Annotated in this window: 16 protein-coding genes and 1 tRNA gene; 5 read left to right on the top strand and 12 right to left on the bottom strand. The window is 54.3% G+C overall.

Going from position 1 to position 16,241, the window contains the following annotated elements:
• Positions 1–43: 43 nt before the first annotated feature.
• The 3 genes from prpB to Q0Y21_RS08525 form a co-directional block, all read right to left on the bottom strand.
• Entirely contained in the window at positions 44–931 is an 888-nt protein-coding gene (prpB, locus tag Q0Y21_RS08535) for a methylisocitrate lyase (protein ID WP_297793796.1), read from the bottom strand.
• Between the two features lie 81 nt (positions 932–1,012).
• Positions 1,013–1,693: a GntR family transcriptional regulator gene (locus tag Q0Y21_RS08530; RefSeq protein ID WP_297793793.1), complete on the bottom strand. Its 681-nt coding sequence runs from the start codon at positions 1,691–1,693 to the stop codon at positions 1,013–1,015.
• A gap of 114 nt (positions 1,694–1,807) precedes the next feature.
• On the bottom strand, positions 1,808–2,818 hold the full coding sequence (locus Q0Y21_RS08525) for a ShlB/FhaC/HecB family hemolysin secretion/activation protein (protein WP_297793790.1): 1,011 nt from the start codon (positions 2,816–2,818) through the stop codon (positions 1,808–1,810).
• Between the two features lie 421 nt (positions 2,819–3,239).
• Between Q0Y21_RS08525 and galU the strand changes: the two genes are divergently transcribed.
• The gene (galU, locus tag Q0Y21_RS08520; RefSeq protein WP_297793787.1) at positions 3,240–4,076 is read left to right on the top strand and encodes a UTP--glucose-1-phosphate uridylyltransferase GalU; all 837 of its coding nucleotides are present in this window, start codon (positions 3,240–3,242) and stop codon (positions 4,074–4,076) included.
• 14 nt (positions 4,077–4,090) lie between these two features.
• Here the strand turns inward: galU and Q0Y21_RS08515 are convergent, their stop codons facing one another.
• Positions 4,091–4,507: a helix-turn-helix transcriptional regulator gene (locus Q0Y21_RS08515; RefSeq protein WP_297793785.1), complete on the bottom strand. Its 417-nt coding sequence runs from the start codon at positions 4,505–4,507 to the stop codon at positions 4,091–4,093.
• A gap of 210 nt (positions 4,508–4,717) precedes the next feature.
• Between Q0Y21_RS08515 and Q0Y21_RS08510 the strand changes: the two genes are divergently transcribed.
• Together Q0Y21_RS08510 and Q0Y21_RS08505 are read left to right on the top strand one after the other, a co-directional pair.
• On the top strand, positions 4,718–5,668 hold the full coding sequence (locus Q0Y21_RS08510) for a DMT family transporter (protein ID WP_297795353.1): 951 nt from the start codon (positions 4,718–4,720) through the stop codon (positions 5,666–5,668).
• Positions 5,669–5,722: 54 nt separating this feature from the next.
• A tRNA-Val gene (locus Q0Y21_RS08505) sits at positions 5,723–5,799 on the top strand.
• Between the two features lie 388 nt (positions 5,800–6,187).
• Here the strand turns inward: Q0Y21_RS08505 and Q0Y21_RS08500 are convergent.
• Complete coding sequence (locus Q0Y21_RS08500; protein WP_297793783.1) at positions 6,188–8,167, bottom strand: acyltransferase family protein; 1,980 nt, start codon at positions 8,165–8,167, stop codon at positions 6,188–6,190.
• Positions 8,168–8,775: 608 nt separating this feature from the next.
• Between Q0Y21_RS08500 and Q0Y21_RS08495 the strand changes: the two genes are divergently transcribed.
• The gene (locus Q0Y21_RS08495; protein WP_297793780.1) at positions 8,776–9,600 is read left to right on the top strand and encodes an RluA family pseudouridine synthase; all 825 of its coding nucleotides are present in this window, start codon (positions 8,776–8,778) and stop codon (positions 9,598–9,600) included.
• Between the two features lie 45 nt (positions 9,601–9,645).
• Here Q0Y21_RS08495 and Q0Y21_RS08490 read toward each other — a convergent pair whose 3' ends face one another.
• The 5 genes from Q0Y21_RS08490 to dapA are packed head-to-tail and all read right to left on the bottom strand — an operon-like array spanning position 9,646 to position 14,213.
• A complete protein-coding gene (locus Q0Y21_RS08490; RefSeq protein WP_297793778.1) occupies positions 9,646–10,653 on the bottom strand; it encodes an NAD-dependent epimerase in 1,008 nt (335 codons plus the stop codon).
• 14 nt (positions 10,654–10,667) lie between these two features.
• Entirely contained in the window at positions 10,668–11,408 is a 741-nt protein-coding gene (locus Q0Y21_RS08485; RefSeq protein WP_297793775.1) for a TIGR04219 family outer membrane beta-barrel protein, read from the bottom strand.
• A 35-nt stretch (positions 11,409–11,443) separates the two neighbouring features.
• Positions 11,444–12,157, bottom strand: coding sequence for a phosphoribosylaminoimidazolesuccinocarboxamide synthase (purC, locus tag Q0Y21_RS08480; RefSeq protein WP_297793772.1), 714 nt, complete (start codon positions 12,155–12,157; stop codon positions 11,444–11,446).
• Positions 12,158–12,200: 43 nt separating this feature from the next.
• Positions 12,201–13,298, bottom strand: a complete 1,098-nt coding sequence (gene bamC, locus Q0Y21_RS08475) for an outer membrane protein assembly factor BamC (protein ID WP_297793769.1) — start codon at positions 13,296–13,298, stop codon at positions 12,201–12,203.
• A 36-nt stretch (positions 13,299–13,334) separates the two neighbouring features.
• On the bottom strand, positions 13,335–14,213 hold the full coding sequence (gene dapA / locus Q0Y21_RS08470; RefSeq protein ID WP_297793767.1) for a 4-hydroxy-tetrahydrodipicolinate synthase: 879 nt from the start codon (positions 14,211–14,213) through the stop codon (positions 13,335–13,337).
• Positions 14,214–14,287: 74 nt separating this feature from the next.
• Here dapA and Q0Y21_RS08465 point away from each other — a divergent pair, with 74 nt between their 5' ends.
• Complete coding sequence (locus tag Q0Y21_RS08465) at positions 14,288–14,755, top strand: peroxiredoxin (RefSeq protein ID WP_297793764.1); 468 nt, start codon at positions 14,288–14,290, stop codon at positions 14,753–14,755.
• Here Q0Y21_RS08465 and Q0Y21_RS08460 read toward each other — a convergent pair.
• Together Q0Y21_RS08460 and Q0Y21_RS08455 are read right to left on the bottom strand one after the other, a co-directional pair.
• Entirely contained in the window at positions 14,752–15,831 is a 1,080-nt protein-coding gene (locus tag Q0Y21_RS08460; protein WP_297793763.1) for an AI-2E family transporter, read from the bottom strand. The genes Q0Y21_RS08465 and Q0Y21_RS08460 overlap by 4 nt on opposite strands.
• Before the next feature lie 45 nt (positions 15,832–15,876).
• On the bottom strand, positions 15,877–16,104 hold the full coding sequence (locus tag Q0Y21_RS08455; protein ID WP_297793760.1) for a sulfurtransferase TusA family protein: 228 nt from the start codon (positions 16,102–16,104) through the stop codon (positions 15,877–15,879).
• Positions 16,105–16,241 lie beyond the last annotated feature (137 nt).

Here is a 16,241-nt window from a genome sequence, read left to right as displayed (position 1 = left end):
CTTACTCCCCTCTCCCCTGGCGGGAGAGGGGATAAAAGTGACGTTAACCTTTCTTCTGCTGGAACAACTGGTCCAGCTTCTGCTCGAAGTCGTGATAGTTCAGGAAATCATACAGCTCCATGCGAGTCTGCATCAGGTCGACCACATCTTTCTGGTCGCCTTTCTCCAGGATGTTCTCGTAGACCATCAGTGCTGCCTTGTTCATGGCGCGGAAGGCACTCAGCGGGTACAGCACCATATCGGCACCGGCATCGGCGAGCTCCTTACGGTTGTATAGAGGCGTAGCACCAAATTCGGTGATGTTAGCCAGAATCGGTACATCCAGAGCCTCGGAGAATGCCCTGTAGTGCTCGAGCTCGGTCACCGCTTCGGCGAAAATGCCATCGGCACCGGCTTCGATGCAGGCCTTGGCTCGCTCAATAGCCGCTTCCAGGCCTTCTTTCTGGAAAGCATCCGTACGGGCCATGATGAAAAAGTCGTCGTCTTCACGGGCATCCACGGCAGCCTTGATCCGATCCACCATTTCTTCCTGGGAAACGATTTCCTTGTTCGGGCGGTGACCACAACGCTTCTGGGCGACCTGATCTTCAATGTGAACCGCCGCAGCGCCGGCACGTTCCATTTCACGAATGGTGCGGCCGATGTTAAAAGCGCCGCCCCAGCCGGTATCGATGTCTACCAGCAGTGGCACGTCAGTCGCGGCGGTGATACGGCGAACGTCTTCAACAACATCGTTCATGGAGGTCATGCCAAGATCCGGCAGGCCGTAGGAGGCGTTTGCCACGCCGCCGCCGGACAGGTAGATCGCCTGGTGCCCTACCCGCTCGGCCATCATGGCGGAGTAGGCGTTAATGGTTCCGACAATCTGCAGCGGGGTGTTTTCTTTCAGGGCCTTGCGAAAGCGGGCGCCGGGGCTGAGTTTTTTGGACATGGTGTTGGCCTCTTCTCTGGTGGATTCTTTTTGTCGGATTTCGCCTTCGGCTAACCCAACTTACATTTCCTGTATTTTTCTCTAGATGGTTAAACCACCTTCTTTAATCTTTTTCTCGATATTCTGGCGGGCCGCGTTGATGTGACGTTTCATCAGAAATTCCGCCAGCTCTCCATCTCTCTGAGCAATCGCCTCCACAATCCGGCGATGCTCGCCGAGGGCCATATGCGGCCGACCGGAGGCAGTGCTCAGTCGATAACGGTACATCCGGACCATGTAGTAAAGATCACCCAACAGCATTTGTGCGAGTTTGGTATTGCGGCTGCCGGTGGCGATCCGGTGGTGGAAATCGTAATCCCCTTCTGCCTGATAATAGGCCTGCCCCTGAGCCTGCTCAATCATGGTTTCGTGGCTGTCGAGGGTGGCGTAGAGATCTGCGATTTCTGTGTCTGTCATGCGCTCGGCCGCCTGGCGGGCGGCCAGCCCTTCCATAACTTCGCGGATACGATAGAGCTCCATCAGCTCCTCGGTGCTGACGGACACCACCTTCACCCCGGCATGGGGGCGGCGTACAAGAAGACCACGGGATTCAAGACGCCCCAGTGCTTCACGCAGAGGGCCACGGGTGAGGTTGAAGCGGGCACACAGCTCGACTTCGCCGATTTTTTCGCCCGGGGAGAGATCTCCCTTTACGATAGCTGTTTGCAGACAATCGAAGGCTTCGTCGGCGCGTGTGTAGGGTTGAGAGATAACTTCCGGCATATTTTGTCAACAATAGTGACTCTAATAGAGCGAAATTTACGCCCCATACACATTATTGTCAACAATCCATGATTTCAGAACTGGGGTATTGTAGACAGGCTTCGCCTAACAAACTCACAACCCCACGGAGAGAGAAACACTTACATCAGGATGGTCCGGCACCGACATCGCTAGGCTGGACGCCTTAAACGCACGCCCCACACTGACGTTGGCAGTAAACGATCGACCAGTCAGTTTGATCGACACCTCTCCACCAGCGGCTTTACCAGCCTGGAGGTTGTCCGGATCTGAGTATGGGGCCCAGCCATGTAGCAACGAAAACCCGACGTTTGACCAAAGATGATCCATAAGGGGAACCTGCCATGAAGGACTCATTGTACGCATCCGTAACCACCCACCTTCATGGGTATAGACGGACTGGCCGTTAAAGCCTGTCAGCAACGATGACCCCGCCACCATGACCCGTTCGGAACCGGGGAGATCCTCATCGGCAAACTGATAGCGCCCCTGCAATTCCCATCCCCAACGGAAAATCTCTCTTTCAAGGGAAGCGTTGACAGACAGTTTGTAGAAGCGATCCTCGCTAACGGAATCCGGCTGTGCCGGATAATCCGACGCCGCGAATTCCCTTCCGCCAAGGGCAGTCATATTCGTACTGGCCCGCAAACCGGCCCAAAGCTCATTATTCCAACTGCCCTTGATACCTAATGAGGACAGTTGATAGACCCCGTCAGATACCAGGCTCCCTTGCTCAAACTCCCGGCTTTCGCGTCCCGTATGGCGAGCAACACCATCGAAAGCAACGCCATAACCGGAGAACAGGTATCGGGACCCGGTTACGGAGATTACGCTGGATTCACTCCGGGCATTGTATCGTTGGCCGTCGCCATGTACGGCATGCTCAGACTGATAATCACGGGCCGTCAGGCTCAGTGCACTGGCACCAACCGGAAAACTGTATCCCAGCTTTAAGGCCCGGGATTGCCTGCCCTCCCGGTTGGACTTTGCATCATGGAAATCCAGCCCGAGTTCTTGCCGGTCGCCAACCAGATCATCCACCGCCACGCCCAATCGACCGTCAAGGCCATCCCTGTTGAGGGTAGATTGCCCGGAGAACGTCAGCATTGACTGCCAACCGTTCCCAGGGGCGCGCTCAGAGACTTTTCCATAAAGACTGTGGCTGAAAACGCACCCAAGCAGTGCAAACAGAAACAAACGGATCAAAATCGCTGCCTCGCCCGGCCAAACATTAATTTGAGTTCATTGCGGAGAAATGTATGGCAGTAGCGGAAACAAATCCACCCTTGACTTCTAAACTTTACAAACTTAATAGCTCTTTAAAACAGTAACTTAAAATGCACACCAAATGTTTTTTCTAGAAAAATCAATAACGCACCCAAACCTCGGACTGATTGGCAAAATTACCAATCACTACATAACTGAACATTGGCCTCCATTTAAGCCGGTATCTTGGTTACACTTGGCACACTTTGTGACTCAGCCTTTGCGACAGGCAGCGCCCGAAACCGAAATAAGGACGAATATTATGATCAAAAAGTGCCTCTTCCCCGTTGCCGGGTACGGCACCCGCTTCCTCCCGGCGACCAAGGCCATGCCCAAAGAGATTCTGCCCATTGTTAACAAACCACTGGTGCAATATGGCGTGGAAGAAGCCGCGGAAGCTGGCATCCATGAATTTGGCTTTGTCACTGGCCGGGGCAAGCGCGCCCTCGAAGACCATTTCGATATCAGCTACGAGCTGGAACATCAGATTGCCGGCTCCGGAAAAGAGGGTCTGTTAACCTCCATTCGCGACCTGATCGATAACAATACCTTTGCATTTACCCGGCAAAACGAGATGAAAGGTCTTGGCCACGCCATTCTGACTGGCCGCAACCTGATGGGTGACAACCCCTTTGCGGTGGTTCTTGCAGATGATTTCTGCGTGGAAGATGGTAGTGGCGAAGGTGTGCTCACCCAGATGGTGAAGCTGTACAATCAGTTCCGCTGCTCCATCGTGGCTATCGAGGAAGTGCCGGCTGACGAAACTCAAAAATACGGCGTGATTGCCGGTGAGTCCATGAAAGACGGCCTGTACCGCATCACCGATATGGTTGAAAAGCCGGCACCGGAAGACGCTCCCAGCAATCTCGCGATCATTGGTCGTTACATCCTGACGCCTGACATTTTTGACATCATTGAGCGCACGCCTCCGGGCAAGAACGGTGAAGTACAGATCACCGATGCGCTGCTCGAACAGGCGAAGAACGGTTGTGTACTGGCCTATAAATTCAAAGGGCGGCGGTTTGACTGCGGCAGCATTGATGGCTTCGTGGAAGCAACCAATTACGTCTACGAGAACATCTACAAGCAAGGCAAGTAAGGTATCGGGCCGGACTAACGGCCCAGGATCTGCAGAATCATGCGCCGGTTTTCTCCGGAAGTCTTACGAAACCGGCGCAATAGCTCCAACTCCTCCTCCGAGAGCTGTACGCGGCTCAGTTCCTTTTCGAGCTCCGCTAGCGCCACCCCCAGGTCATCACTGTTACTGAACGCCAGACCGGGCAGCTCCAGTTGCCCGTTGTCGGCGCTGTCCTCCAGATCCACCAGACTTTCGAGCGGGGTTTCGGTGTGAATGCATACGTCCAGCAGCTCCGCCACACCGGGGTAGCTGCGCCGTCTGGTGTCCGACGCTTCCCAACTGGAGACCCGGGCTTCGTCAACACCGCACATCCGCGCCACATCCTCACGCGATAGATGCCCGGCTTCCCGGATCTGTCGCAGGCGACGATTAAAGGTTTGCAGGTACCGCATAGCTTGATCCCTCTGCCTGGACAGGCCACTTACGCCCCGGCTGGTCCGGAACTCCGATCCTGAGATAAAGTCGCATCAATAAATCAATCTGGGAATGTATCGTACATATAGCGGTACACACAATCGGCTCCGTGAAACCCCCACTTTATTTTCTAGTTCGCAAGCTATACATTGTTTCGCTCTCCAACCCCCTGATGAAGTGCAATGCTGATGTCCGACGCCCACAAATCCGATCTTTTCCTTATTGTTGTTACCCTGCTGGCAGCCATCAGCTGGATGTTCTCCAAGGAAGCCGTGCTGCTGATGCCGCCACTATTGTTCATGGCGATCCGGTTTTTGCTTGCCGGCTCCCTGCTAGCACTGGTGGCAAGCCGCTCCCTCAGACGGCTCAGCGCGGATCAGGTTCGGCGCAGCGTGGGTGTCGGGCTCGTGTTCGGCACCGCAATGAGTTGCTGGATCATGGGCCTGTTTCACGGTACCCACGTGGGCGAAGGCGCTTTCCTGACCAGCCTTGGCGTGGTAATCGTTCCGGTCATCGCTCGCGTCGTTTTCAAGGAACCCCAGCCCGCCAGTACCTGGATTGCCATCCCTATTGCCGTAGCCGGCCTTGCCCTGCTGTCCCTGAAGAACGGCTTCCGGCCGGAGTTGGGGCAGCTATTCTTCGTATCGGCGGCCTTCATTTTCGCCCTGTATTTCACCCTGAACACCCGCGCCGCGAACCAGCGGACCGTTATTAACCGACAGGGAGAGTCCGTACAGAAGCATCGCGTACCGGCTCTACCATTAACCGCCATCGCCCTGCTTACGGTCGGCACTCTCACCCTCATAGAGTCGCTGGTGATTGAGCAATGGCAGCCCGTAATCGAAGATTTTTCCGCGATACTCGCCTGGTGGATCTTCGCCAGCGCGGTGATTGGCACCGCCGGTCGCTTCCTGCTACAAACCTATGCCCAAAGCCTGTCTGCCAACAGCCACGGTGTGGTGATTCTGGTACTCGAACCCGTTTGGGTGGCGCTGTTTGCCGCCGGCTGGTTCTCCGAAACCATGAGTGCCTCACAACTGGCCGGCTGCGGGCTGATTTTTGCTGCTTTATTGGTCAATCGGTGGGGCGTTATCAGCAAGGCATTAAAAGGCTGGCTCCGGCACCGGGAAACTGTATAAAAGTGGTTGACCCGCACCGCCGGAATCAGTATATTTCCTCCCCGTTGCAGAGACAGGACCATAGCTCAGTTGGTTAGAGCGCTACCTTGACATGGTAGAGGTCCCCAGTTCGAATCTGGGTGGTCCTACCAACTCTGCGAAGAAAGTCAGTTACTTGCGTGCTTCATGAGAACTGGCTTTTTTGTGCCTGCAGTAAATTAACAATATTCTGTCACAGCGATCTGCCCTTAAAGTAAGCTTTATTTCCCCTGCTCCAGCCACAATCATCGATGACCACCGAGCACCTCTCACTCCATCCTCACACGCTGACTGAAGACTTAGCCCAAGCACCCATTTCGGTCTATATCTGAGCCTAATCACTTAGGCGCGCGCTGGTCGAGTTAGCTCAGAAATCAGGATCACGCTGATTATAAACCGACCGAGCATTATCAGCTGGGGCATGAGCAGCGTCGGAACAAGCAGATGGGTTGAAAAGCTTCAAACCGCTATTCAGCACCGTTGCTAATGTTGAGCGCACTATCAGCGGGCTTTTTCAAGCACGTCATCCGCGAGAGATGATTGCGCACCGAGCAAAGCACCGCCATCATATGTCAGGTGACTATAGTCACGATAAAGGATTGTCCCGTCCAACTGAGTTTTGCAAATGCCGTCGTCGCAAAGGAATCCGAATACATCTAGCAGCTCGATTTCCGCTAACTTGGCAGCATCGTCCATCATATCGAGAGTATCGCCCCTGTATCTGCGATTGGCATCTATTGTTATCGTGCAGTCAGATTGCGGGCCGAGGCTAATTTTCCCCCGCGCTCGACGCTCTAAACAGGCGCCAATGTTCGAGCCATCAGCGGGCGGCGGTGCGATAAATACAACCTTCTTGCCGGACTTGTGCAATTCCATGGCAAGTGATGCAAGCGCATTCGTCACGATATCGGTGGAGACTTCTCGAACTTCATATTCTCCCTCCGCTGTTTGCGTCAGAAGTCGATTAGATTTGCTCAAAGGAGTTTGCATTCGACCAGCGATAACAACGGTCTCTATATCTTCGCTTGTCTTCGCGTAAGCGAGGACATTCGAGTTAAAACTCATACAGGCTTTCGCATAGTCGAGGTTATAGCTACTGTTTGTGGCCTTCGCGAAGCGGGAAACACGATAAAGCGGGTCACACCCTCCCATCGTGATCTGTTGCATGCCATGCTCCCTGAGCGGCCCCATGAGAGCCGAAGTCCACGCCATTGCGTATGAGTCCCCCCATACCAGCACACGTGGGTGATCGGTAGTTTTACAACTGTCCTTGATGCTGAATAGTTCGTCGGCCTTTAGCGAGCACTCAAACGCAAGACCGTAGTTGGTCCGTCGGACGTGCTGATAATCTATGTCCGAGGCTGTAGCCGCCGCTATCACTGAAGGAGAAACAGCAATGGCCGCTGAGCACGCCACCAGCCCTGCAGCGAACTTTTGTCGTTTCGACGGATTTGACTTTCGGAACGGTTCCTCAACGAAGCGGAAAAGAACAATGCTGAGCACAATCGACAAAGCTACCGCGATCCAAATTGCAGTCTGTGGCGGTTCGTCCAGATAAGCCGCTCGCGTGAAAACCAGTATCGGCCAATGAACCAGATACAGCGAATACGATATGTCGCCGACGCGGGCAATCACCCTTACGGGAAGGCTGCTTTCCCATGCTGACGCGTTGTGGCCAAGAATAATCAATAGCGTCGCTCCGCAGACGAGCAATGCGTCTAGACCGGGATGAGGCAAGCCGGTTGGAAAAAAAGGAACAACGATGAGCAAAGCAATCGCGGGAATACGAGCAACGGACAACCACCGGCTACCGCTGAGCTGCAAATGGGCGATCGCAGCCATTGAACCTAGCCCAAGTTCCCACATACGAGTGAGCGGGAGATAGAAGGCTGCATCTGGATATCGTGGTGCAAGGTAAACGCTCAATGCGAAGCTGGCAACCGAAATTGCCGCCACAACAACAAACCATGACTTTCGCGGTACAAAGAACAATAAGAGCGGCATCACAAAGTAATATTGCTCTTCGACGGCGAGAGACCAGAAATGAAGGAGTGGCTTAGTATCCGCTGCTGCGGCGAAGTAGCCGGTTTGGCCCCATATAACGAAGTTAGCGACAAATAACAATGACCCAATGATCTGCTCTTTAAGGTCATCTAGCGCAATTTCTGTGAGCACAAATGGTGCGCAGGCCACGACGAACGCGAGAACTACAAATGCGGCAGGTAGCAAACGTTTCGCACGCCGGAAGTAAAAATTCAAGAAACTGAAGCTCCCAGCTTCAACTCCGTCTCGAATAATACCAGTTATCAAGAATCCCGAGATAACGAAGAAGAGGTCTACGCCAAGAAACCCTGCATAGTCCAACCCAGGTAGCTTCGCGTGATAGAACAAGACCAGCAAGACGGCAAAGCCGCGCAGCGCCTGAATGTCCAATCTCAATTTTGATTTTGGGGCGCCTGTAGGGCTGATATCATTAGACACGTTTTTCCTCTCTGTACAAATATTCAATCTATAACGTGCGGAACCAAAATAACGATTATCCGTGACCGGCATACGTCAGATAGAATTCGCAGCGCGCGACATTGACATGTATCGCTACTTTTTTCAATTATCTTCAGGAGGCTGACCTGGTTGGCTAGGGGAGCAGCCCCAGCATCTTAAAAAACTACTAACGGCCGGTTGGGGCGAATTAGCAGAAACCAACTATACCAAAACTTACCAGGCTAACTCGCGGAGGGGCCGGCCCCTAGAGCAGATCCGGAGGATCCACTGAAAAATTTCGCCGCGTATGAGTTGGCATAAAGCACTGATTCACAGAGTGCGCGATCCGTGTGAAGTGTACAAACGCTCTGACAGCAGCTTCTCAATGCTGACTGCTACTTAATGAACAAAGGAAGCTTATTTGACATGGTAGAGGTCCCCAGTTCGAATCTGGGTGGTCCTACCAACTCTGCGAAGAAAGTCAGTTACTTGCGTGCTTCGTGAGAACTGGCTTTTTTTGTGCCCAACCCCCAGCCCCGCGCCCGGCCGCTGAGTGCTATAATCCTCCCCAGCCAATCTGCCTTACCTCACCCGGAACACGTAGCCTCATGCGCACTATTGTTGATCTTACCCTCAAAAAGCCCCAGATCGCTGTCGACGCCCTCAGCGATGCAACCGGCCTGTCCAAGCAGCGCATCAAGGACGCCATGGCCAAAGGCGCCTGCCGCTGGACATACAAAGGCAAGCAGGTGCGGTTGCGCAAGGCAAAGCGGGAAGTGAAGGCGGGTACCCGGCTGCAGCTGTTCTACGATGACATTGTGCTGGCCCGCAAAGCGGAACCGGCAGAACTGCTCACTGATTTTGGCCACTACAGCGTGTGGTTCAAACCGCATGGGCTGCTGGCACAAGGCTCCCAGTGGGGCGATCACTGCAGCCTTCTGCGTGTTGCGGAAGTAGAAACGGGTAAGCCCTGCTTTCTGGTGCACAGGCTGGATGCGGATGCAGCAGGACTGATGCTCATTGCCCATGACGGCAAAGCAGCCGCAGCGCTGTCAGAATGCTTTGCGGGGCGAGCTTTGCGGAAGGTTTATAATGCCCGGGTATGCGGCAAGCTGGAGGCCCAGGCTCAGACCATTGATACACCAGTGGATGGCAAGCCAGCCATCAGTCACGTTACTACGATCGCGAATGACGCATCTGAAATCAGCACCGTTGTCGAAGTCATCATTGAAACCGGACGAAAACACCAGATCCGACAACACCTTGCCGGGCTGGGACATCCTATTGTTGGTGACCGGCTATACGGCAGGGCGGATACGCTGCCGCTGCAACTGATAGCGGTTGAGCTGGATTTCACTTGCCCTTTAACCCGAAAAAAGCGGCTGCTTCGCCTGCCACCAACCCTTAATGGCGTTTTACCAAACACCCAATAGCAGAAAGGCCAGCATAAGCTGGCCCTTCCATAACACCGTTTACCGTTACACCTTGTAGAAATCCCGGTACCAGTCCACAAAGTTGGCTATACCCTCTTCCACCGTGGTTGAGGGCTTGTAGCCCACATCATCGATCAGGTCGTCCACGTTGGCGTAGGTAGCCGGTACATCGCCCGGCTGAAGTGGCAGCAGATTCTTCTCTGCTTTTTTGCCCACGCGCTCTTCAATGATCTCGATAAACCGGGACAACTCCACAGGGTTGTTACTGCCAATATTGTAGAGACGATACGGCCCTTTGCTGGTGCCGGGATCCGGCCTCTCGCCACTCCAGTCGTCGTTGGGCTCGGCCACATGGTCCAGGGTGCGGATCACGCCTTCCACGATGTCATCAATGTAGGTGAAGTCCCGCTTATGATGGCCGTGGTTGAAGACGTCGATCGGCTCACCCGCGAGGATCTTCCGGGTGAAAATAAACAACGCCATGTCCGGCCGCCCCCACGGACCGTAGACCGTGAAGAAACGGAGTCCCGTGGTCGGCAGATTATAGAGATGGCTGTAGGTGTGGGCCATCAGCTCATTGGCCTTCTTGGAGGCCGCATACAGGCTGAGGGGATGATCCACGTTATCATGGACTGAAAACGGCATGGCCTCGTTAGCGCCGTATACGGAGCTGCTGGAAGCGTACACCAGGTGCTTCACGTCATTGTGACGGCACCCCTCCAGAATGTTCATGAAGCCAACGAGATTGGCATCCACGTAGGCGTGCGGATTTTCCAGCGAGTAGCGAACGCCGGCCTGCGCCGCCAGATGAACTACACGCTCCGGTTTGTGGTCACGCAACAGCGCTTCCATGGCCGCCCGGTCAGCAACGTCCTTGCGCACCTCGGTGAAACCCGGCTTGTCTGTCAGCCTCGCCAGGCGGGCTTCTTTCAGGCTAACGTCGTAATAGTCATTGACGTTATCCACGCCAATCACCTCGTCACCGCGGTCGAGCAAGCGGTGAGCGAGATGAGAGCCGATGAAACCGGCGGTTCCCGTAACCAGGATTTTCAAGCTTTTTCTCCTTGTCAGAAGCGAACGCCAGCACTCAGGAAGGGGCCACCCAGGTCGACGTCCAGCTTGTCATCGTCGTCTTCGTAGTCGATGGAGATTTCACGGTAACCAGCCCGCAGCTGCAGCATGGCAATCTCGTACTGGCCATAGGCGTTATAGTCGTAGACTGAATCACCGTCAAAGCTGATCAGATTGGCTTCACCACCGACGGACACACCTGTGAATGGAAGATCGAACCGAGCCGCCAGGTAACCCATGGGCACAACGGCATCAATTTCGGATTCGCTGACTGCGGTGCCATTCACTTCCTGAACCCTCAGCTCGCCGTCCAGATCACGAACGGTCAGGCCCAGATCCACATTGACCCAGTTATCCAGAACTTCGTAATAAAGGGTCAGGTCCAACTGATCCAGGTCCAGATCAGATTGGACTTCAGTGACGCCACTCAAGACAATGATATTGTCAAAGTTGGCACCGAGTTCGCCACGACCGCTTTGTTCAATCGAGGTGTAATTCAGGCGAACATTCGGCAGCAGTGGAACTGGGTGCTCAACGTAAGCGCTCAGGTTGGCATTGGAATCACTGTCCAGATTCAGGTCGTTCTCCACGTCTACCACATCGCCATTCGAGGCAGCCTTACCGGACAGGTCAGAATCCCAATAACTTACGTTCGCTCCCAGGCCAACCACGTCGGCGTGAGCCAGTGGCGCTGCCAGAACCGCTGCGCCGCTCATAGCCAGAATCAGTTTACGCATAAAACACCTGTTGTTTGTTGTATGGTTCTTGTCAGTCAGTCGAACTGGATGCCCAGCCGACGACCCACCTCTTCATAAGTTTCTATTACATCGCCCAGTCCCTGGCGGAAACGGTCCTTGTCCATCTTCTTGCGAGTTTCCTTGTCCCAGATACGGCAGCCGTCCGGGCTGAATTCGTCACCCAGTACGATCTGCCCGCCGGAACGACCGAACTCAAGCTTGTAGTCCACCAGCAGCATACCGGCGTCATCAAAGAGACTCTTGAGTACATCGTTCACTTTGTAAGTAAGGTCTTTCATCCTGGCCAGCTCATCCGCAGTTGCCCAGCCAAAGCTGACCGCCAGGGATTCGTTCACCATAGGATCGTGCAGCTCGTCATCCTTGAGGAACAACTCGAAGGTCGGCGGATTCAGGTTCTGACCTTCCTCCACGCCCAGCCGACGGCACAGGCTCCCCGCAGAAACATTACGCACGACACACTCCACCGGGATCATATCCAGTTTCTTGACCAGGGATTCGGTGGGTGAAAGCAACCCCTCAAAATGGGTGGGTACGCCTGCCGCTTCAAGCTTTTCCATGACGAACGCATTGAAGCGATTGTTCACCATACCCTTGCGATTCAGTTGCTCTTTCTTCTCGCCATCGAAGGCTGAGGTGTCATCACGGAATACAAGGACAAATCGCTCGGGATCATCGGTGCGATAGACGGATTTGGCTTTACCCGCGTAGAGTTCTTCGCGCTTTTCCATTTCAGGTCTCCGGAAATGCCGACCACGTGCCGGCACCTCATGATTAATAAAGGTATTCAAACAGTTCCGAAAGCAGCTCGGGAGAGCGGTCATCGCCGTTGTATCCCGATGCGCGGGAGGCAGTCACCACCAGGGCGCCCTCTTCTTCCTGAAGACGCAAGTCAAAGGTATGCTTCGGTTTCTCATCATCACCGAACCAGCCGAACCAGCCAGACTCCCGCTCCGATTCGCTACGGAAATCCACATTAAACCAGCCTTCACTGCGGTTCAGATCCAGAACCGGAACCCCGGCGTCATCAAGAGCCCGACTGACTTCAGACCAGGCGCGACCGTAGTCCAGATCCATTTCAATAGCGACCGGGTTCTCATTCTCGGATATCAGGCGTACCAGTGGCGCGGCTGTCATACCCAGAGCAGCTCGCGAGTATGACTTGCTCTCATCGCGCCCACGGAGGAACTCCCGCATGTCGTTAAGCAGCCTCTTGCTGGTGGCCAATCCTTCTTCCGTAGGCTTGGCACCGGCCTGCCAGGCCAGCAGCTCATCAGGGTTACCATCGACTTCATGAACCCGCAGTTGTACTTCGGTTGTCTTGCGACGAACCCCCGGTGCCACACGAGCCTGAACGATCAGCATATCTTCAGCGGGACCCGGGTCATTCTGCAGTTCCAGCAAGGCTCTGGCACGCTTGCTGAAGTTCACCAGCTCACTCTGCAGGAGGCCAAGCTGCGGACTGTCGTAGGCCACACCCAAACCGCGCTCATTCATATAGGAGGAAACAGACGGCCAGACGCGCCCAGGCACATCGTTGATCAGCAGCCACATCTGACCATCGAGCTCCTCGACTACATAGTTCTCATCGAGGATTTCGGACGTCATATCCGGTGGCTTTGGGATAGACGAACGATACATACGACCGGAATCCGCAGTGGTCACATCGCGCACCGGCATGACCTGACCAAAACGACTTTCGTCCGCGCGCTCGGGGAGACGGAGCTCATCCCCTTCTTTGGCGTTGACGTAGCGTTCTGACCGATCTTCCAGAAAGCTGCAGCCACTGGCAGCCAATACAAATGCGAGCCCGGTTGCAGGTGCAACCAAGCCCAGTACACGTTTTACTTCTGTCCTGAAAAGGAACGCCATCAGGCTACTCCAGGTTCTTTTGGTGGTACGGAAAACTCAGAGTACGCCCGAGGCCTTCAGGGCATCTTCCACTTCACTGTGGAATTTCTCGCTAAGTGGCGTCAATGGCAGGCGGATCCCCTCTCCAATCATACCCATGCGACACAGCGCCCACTTCACGGGAATCGGATTGGCTTCCAGAAAAAGCTTGCGATTCAGGGGCATCAACAGTTCGTTGAGGCGTTCGGTCTCTTCGCGGTCACCAGCAATAGCGGCCGCGCACAAGTCGGACATCCCCCTGGGTGCGACGTTAGCAGTGACCGAAACGTTACCCTTGGCCCCGGCCAGCATCAGCTCAGCGGCCGTTGCATCATCTCCGGAGTAGACGGCAAGACGGCCCTTGACGGCTTCGATCAGCTCAGATCCCCGGGGGATATTACCGGTAGCGTCCTTGATGCCAATAATATTGGGAATATCCGCCAGGCGCTCAACGGTTTCATTCAGCATGTCGCACGCCGTACGCCCGGGAACGTTGTAGAGCATCTGATTCATCCCCGGCACAGCTTCGGCGATGGTCTTGAAATGCTGGTAGAGACCTTCCTGGGTGGGCTTGTTGTAGTACGGCACCACCAGAAGGCATGCATCCGCACCGAGCTTGTGGGCTTCACTGGTCAGCTCGATGGCTTCACGCGTGCTGTTGCCTCCGGTCCCGGCGATTACGGGGATTCGACCATTGACCCGTTTTATGATGTGGCCGATGACCCGACAATGCTCGTCCGGGTCCAGCGTTGCGGATTCGCCAGTGGTACCCACGGCGACGATACCATCCGTGCCGTTTTCAATATGAAAGTCCACCAGCTTGTCCAAATCCTCCCAATGGATATCACCGTTGGGATGCATGGGCGTGACCAGTGCGACAAGGCTACCCGTAATCATAAAAGCTCCGTCCGAATAAAACCGATATGGTAATGTTGGGTGCGAACTGACACAAGGGAATTAAAGGAGATGTCATGCCAGCAGTTGCACTAAACCAACCCGTTGACGATTTTGAAGCACCGGCAACCGGTGACCAGACGATCCGATTATCGGATCTCAGGGGCAAAAACGTCGTGATCTACTTCTATCCCAAGGATAATACACCGGGTTGCACCACCGAGGGCCAGGACTTTCGTGATCGCATGGAGGCCTTCGAGGCGATGGATACCGTCATCCTGGGCGTTTCCCGAGATGGACTGAAAGCCCACGAGAACTTCCGCGCCAAACATCAGTTCCCGTTCCACCTCATTTCAGACAAGGAAGAAAAGGTTTGCCAGCATTTCGATGTGATCAAGCTCAAAAAGCTCTACGGCAAAGAGTACATGGGCATTGACCGGAGCACCTTCCTGATCGACAGGGAAGGCACCCTACGTCAGGAATGGCGAGGCGTTAAAGTCAAAGGCCACGCCGATGAGGTGCTCGAGGCGGTCAGAGATCTTTAAGACCTCTCAACATCCTCCACTGGCGGACTGTCCTTGACCGGCCAAGCGGAAAACACGGCCTTGAGCATGGTCGCCAGTGGGATGGCAAAGAACACGCCCCATAAGCCCCAGATCCCGCCGAAGAACAGCACCGCCACGATGATGGCAACCGGGTGCAGGTTATTCACTTCTGAAAACAACACCGGTACCAGCACGTTCCCGTCCAGCCCCTGAATAATGCCATAGGCCACCATGACCCAGATAAACTGGGACCCCCACCCGAATGCGAACAGCGCAATCATCGCCACAGGAATGGTGACTACCGCCGCACCAATGTAAGGAATGACCACGCTCAGCCCCACCAGCAATGCCAGCAATGCTGCATAGGGCATACCCAGAAGCTTGAATGACACATAGGTGACTCCGCCTACGATGAGAATCTCAACCGCCTTACCCCTGACGTAGTTGGCACATTGCAGATTCACCTCACGCCAGATACGCAGCATCATTGGACGCTGCGGAGGCAAAAGGTGGGAAATCGATGTCAGCAACAGGTTGCGGTCCTTGAGAAAAAAGAACACCAGGATCGGCACCAGCACCATATAAATGAGCAATGCCACCAGATCGGGAATACTGGACAAAGAAAAAGAAACCAGCCATTGAGTCAGGTGCCCGGCCTCAGTACTTATCTGCCGATAAATCGTGTTTACCGCCTCCATGGAAATCAGTGTGGGATATTCCTGGGGCAGCAACTCCAGATAGGACTGCATTTCACGGATGATCCGGGGCGCTTCCCCAGCGAGAGATGTAACCTGGGTCCAGATCAGCGGCAGCAGGCCGAAGATAAAACCAACCAGAATGCCGAGAAAGATGATGAAGACCCCAAGAATGGAAATTATTTCCGGCACCCCCATCCGTGTCAGTTTTGTCACCAACCCCTGCAGGATGAAGGCAATAATGACTGAGGCGATTGCCGGCGCGAGCATCGCGCCAAACAAAATAACGAATACCGTGCCCGTAACAAGAATCAGAAAAAGGATGACAGCTTCTTCATCTGAAAAGTATTTATGGGCAAGACCGCGTAAAATTCTGACCATGTACATCTCCGTGGGATCACGGCAGGGGGCATTAGTGCCGAACCATCAACCGCCGCACTTTATCACAAACCGAAAACAGCCATCCGCTTCTGTTGAGCTCACGAGCTGGTGTTTCGAGAGCTTCAGGAAGGCCGGAATATCACGCGCCGAGCCGGCATCAGTTGCTATCACCTCCAACTCTTCACCCGGTGACATACTGCTTAGTTCGAGCTTGGTTTTTAACAATGGCATTGGGCAGCGCAGCCCGGATGCATCAAGAATTCGCTCAGTCATGGGAACAGTTAACCTTGCAGAACTACAATCATGAGGCGGCATTATGCCGACACACCCGGTTGAATGCACCTCAAACGTAATTAATGAAATGTACCAGAACTTTTAATGGCAAAATGCAGTCATATCAAGCGATTTAA

The organism is uncultured Marinobacter sp. (assembly GCF_947259545.1).
Lineage (GTDB): Bacteria > Pseudomonadota > Gammaproteobacteria > Pseudomonadales > Oleiphilaceae > Marinobacter.
Note: the sequence above shows the minus strand (reverse complement) of the source record. Positions and strands in the feature narration are given on the sequence as shown.